The following is a 3445-nucleotide window of genomic DNA, read 5'->3' as shown; positions in this document are numbered from 1 at the left end:
TTTGTTAATAAATAACGAAATTTTATCCATTGGTAAATCGTAAGCAGGTGTATTCTATTTTTTGTTAAGAATACGATGTTTGTGTTACTATTTTGGGTAAGAATTAGAGAGTTTTACTTTTTGGGTTATATTTTTTTGTTGTACAAATTTATGCGAAGTGAACTCGACAATAGTATAAGGGGAAACCCCTGTTTAGTAAAAACCACGCTAATTATTGAGTTTCTTTCCCTTATTTTTACCGCTAAAACTCAGAATCACTCACGAGCAAATGTTTAGAAATTATACCTACCACTTATTTTTAATTCTAATTGTTGGAATATTGGCCTGCCAGCCTAAAAAACAAGCGGCTGAGAGTTCACTTTATGTTAAACCACCAGCCGATAAATTAGATAGCCTAACCAATTGGTTTGCTGATGAAGTAAACTTTAATGATAAAAATTATTTCCCGCAGTTTTATAGTCATTATAATCAAAAAATAAAGGCTGAGCGTTGGGAAGAGGCTGCTATTTTACTGTATCATGTTGGGCAAATCTCCATTGTGCATAACCGAGCCGATAGCCTAATCATTCGGATACATGATGATTTTACGGAGCAGCATCAAGACCATATTTCGAACAGGTATAAGTCGGGGCTTTACCTCAACTTGGGTATTTTATATTACTACGACTCAAACTTTGAAGCTTCCATAAAGAATTTACAAAAAGTAATACAAATGCCTTACAAGGATTATTATTCGCTCGAAAATAAATCGACTGCTTATAATGAATTGGGCTACATTTATACAGAGATAGGAAAATTTGATAAGGCACTAAGGGCATCGTTTAAGGCCCTAGATACTTTCCTAATGCTAAAAGATACACTCGGTTTGGGAGCTGGATACGATTCAATTTCGGGTATTTATATGGCGATGAAAGACTATCAAAATGCCGAAATATATATGGATAAGGCCATTAGTGCCTTAAAGTCAATCAATAACCACATGGGTGTTATGGCTGTCTATCTGAATAAGTCAGGGCTTTATCAAGAAACCAATAACCCAAGATTAGAGGCAATCGTTGATTCGATGTATGCCTATCATGAATCGTATAATTTCGGAAATGAATCTTACAAAGCTTACATCTATAGCTGGAAGGCTTATAATTATCTGAAACGAAGAAAAATTGCAGAAGCCCAAAAGCTAATGACAGAAATAAGGCCTCTTTTCGAAAAAGCTGATGAAAAGTTTTTGTACAGTCAGTACATCGAGACGGCTTCACTTTATAGTAAAATGACTGGCAAAAAACTCATTGAAAAAGATGTTTATAAACAGGTAATTCCCAAGTACAAAGAAAGTAAGAACTTAAAAGGATTGCTATCTTGTTATGAAGCACTACGAATCGAAGCCATTGAAGAAAAAGACTATAAAACGGCTTTGTTTTATACCGATGCTTATGATGAAGTTTATAATAGCCTGACGGATAGAATGTTGATTATCAAGACAAAAGAATTGGACAAAAAGTATCAGACCGAAAAGAAAGAACAACAGATACAACTCCAAAACCAAGAAATTACCCAGAAAAACACTTACATTGCTCTATTGGTGGTATCGTTGAGTGTTTTATTATTAACGGTCTTTGCGTATTCTTCTTGGCAAAGACAAAAACTTCTGAGACAAGAAAAAACAAATAGCATGAATTTTACAAAGCAACTCCTCGAAAATACCGAAGAAGAACGCAAACGTATAGCCAGCGATTTACACGACAGTATCAGCCACGAATTATTGAATCTGAAATCTATCTTTACACAAGATTTGGCAACCGTGAATACAAAAATTGATACTATAATCAACGATATTCGGGGCATCAGCCGAAATCTTCACCCTGTAATGTTTGATAAAATTGGTCTTTTGCCTAATATTGAACAGCTCGTTGAGCGATTACAAAATCAGAATAATTTCTTTATCAGCACCGAAATCAACTACGAAGGCACGCTATCTTCGGCTGATGAATTGCAGATTTACCGAATCATTCAAGAAGCCCTTACCAATATCATCAAATATGCCCAAGCTCATGCCGCCAAAATAACGATTGCGGAGCAAAAAGATGGTATTTCAATCGAAATTAAAGATAACGGCAAAGGTTTTGATGTAAAACAAGTGCTTAATAGTGGAAAAGCTTTTGGTTTGCATAATATCATCGAACGAAGCCGTGTAATTGGTGGCGAAGCTAGTTTTTATTCTTCGCCCGAGGGCACAATTATTCATATTATTATTCCGAAAAAATCATGAGAGTTTTAATTGCCGACGACCACCCCTTTACACTGATGGGCACAAAAGGTTTTGTAGAATCGTTGGGCTACACCGTAGAAGATGTTTGTTCAAATGGTATCACGGCTCTGAATCTAATAAATACGCATCAGCCGAATATTGCCATTTTGGATATTAACATGCCAGGAATTGACGGGCTCGAAATCCTTGAAAAAACTTACCTGCAAAAACTCAAAACAAAGATTATTCTTCTGACGATGCACAAAGAACTGACTATTTTCAGAAAGGCAAATCAGTTTGGGGTTGCGGGCTATATTTTGAAAGAAAACGCCCAAGAAGAATTACAGTTGTGCTTAGAAGCCGTGAAAAAAGGGAATCAGTATATCAGTAAAAACCTCGAAAATGATTTGTTGATAGACAATTCGTCGGAAACTGATAGTGTTTTGAGTAAATTGACGTTTACAGAAAAGAAAATTCTTGAATTGATTGCTCAACAAAAAACCTCGAAGCAAATAGCCGAGTTGCTCTTTATTTCAGAAAAAACGGTTGAGGGGCATCGGACCAATATCATAAATAAATTGGAACTACCGAAGGAAAAAAATATCTTGCTGATTTGGGCGAGTAAGCATTTGAGATAAGGCTTTGGCTTTACTACAATAGCTTTACTTTTGCTATAAAATTGCAGGTTATTTGCATTTTTAGCAAGGTCCTGAGGTTTTGCGAGCTATTAAAATTTCAGATTAGGTTATTGTGAAATCAAACCTAAAAAAACACTTATGAAAAAAGCTATCTTTACAATTGCCTTGCTGGGTTGTGCCATTATCGGAGCAAATGCCCAAACTACCAACGAACGCCCAGCCATAGAAACCACAATTAATACATATTTTGATGGTTGGATGACCGGCGACACCACCAAAGTCGGAAAAGCTATGCATGCTTCGTGCCATTTGAAAGTGTATCGAGATGGAGTTTTTAGAAACGTTGACCGTACGCAATATTTGAGTGGTTTTAAACCTCATGCCAAAGAAAGCGGCGTTGAAGCAAGAATCAAACTTATTGATTTTCAGGGAAATATTGCCAATGCTAAAACCGAAATCGAAACACCGAAATTTTTGTTTGTTGATTATTTTAATCTCATCAAAATAAACGATTGGTGGTTTATTGTCGATAAAGTTTCTACTCGAATAGATAAATAAAAGT

The 3445-nt window shown here is 35.7% G+C and carries 3 protein-coding genes; all 3 read left to right on the top strand.

The annotated features are described in order from the left end of the window. The first annotated feature begins 268 nt into the window (after positions 1-268). The 3 genes from ACOVO2_RS19580 to ACOVO2_RS19570 all read left to right on the top strand — a co-directional run bounded on the left by ACOVO2_RS19580 (position 269) and on the right by ACOVO2_RS19570 (position 3441). Entirely contained in the window at positions 269-2266 is a 1998-nt protein-coding gene (locus ACOVO2_RS19580) for a tetratricopeptide repeat-containing sensor histidine kinase (protein WP_421771599.1), read from the top strand. After that, complete coding sequence (locus ACOVO2_RS19575) at positions 2263-2883, top strand: response regulator (RefSeq protein ID WP_421771598.1); 621 nt, start codon at positions 2263-2265, stop codon at positions 2881-2883. The genes ACOVO2_RS19580 and ACOVO2_RS19575 overlap by 4 nt, the downstream gene beginning before the upstream one ends. Positions 2884-3021: 138 nt before the next feature. Then, positions 3022-3441 carry a nuclear transport factor 2 family protein gene (locus tag ACOVO2_RS19570; RefSeq protein ID WP_421771597.1) on the top strand — a complete coding sequence of 140 codons (420 nt, stop codon included), beginning with the start codon at positions 3022-3024 and terminating at the stop codon, positions 3439-3441. Positions 3442-3445 lie beyond the last annotated feature (4 nt).

Origin of the sequence: Emticicia sp., from assembly GCF_049241225.1 — a bacterium.
Lineage (GTDB): Bacteria > Bacteroidota > Bacteroidia > Cytophagales > Spirosomataceae > Emticicia.
The sequence above is the reverse complement of the archived record's forward strand: the minus strand, read 5'-3'. Positions and strand labels throughout refer to the sequence as shown.

Coding starts and splice junctions, on each gene's coding strand:
- ACOVO2_RS19575 (WP_421771598.1), top strand. CDS start 2,263: ATGAGAGTTTTAATTGCCGACGACCACCCCTTTACACTGATGGGCACA.
- ACOVO2_RS19580 (WP_421771599.1), top strand. CDS start 269: ATGTTTAGAAATTATACCTACCACTTATTTTTAATTCTAATTGTTGGA.
- ACOVO2_RS19570 (WP_421771597.1), top strand. CDS start 3,022: ATGAAAAAAGCTATCTTTACAATTGCCTTGCTGGGTTGTGCCATTATC.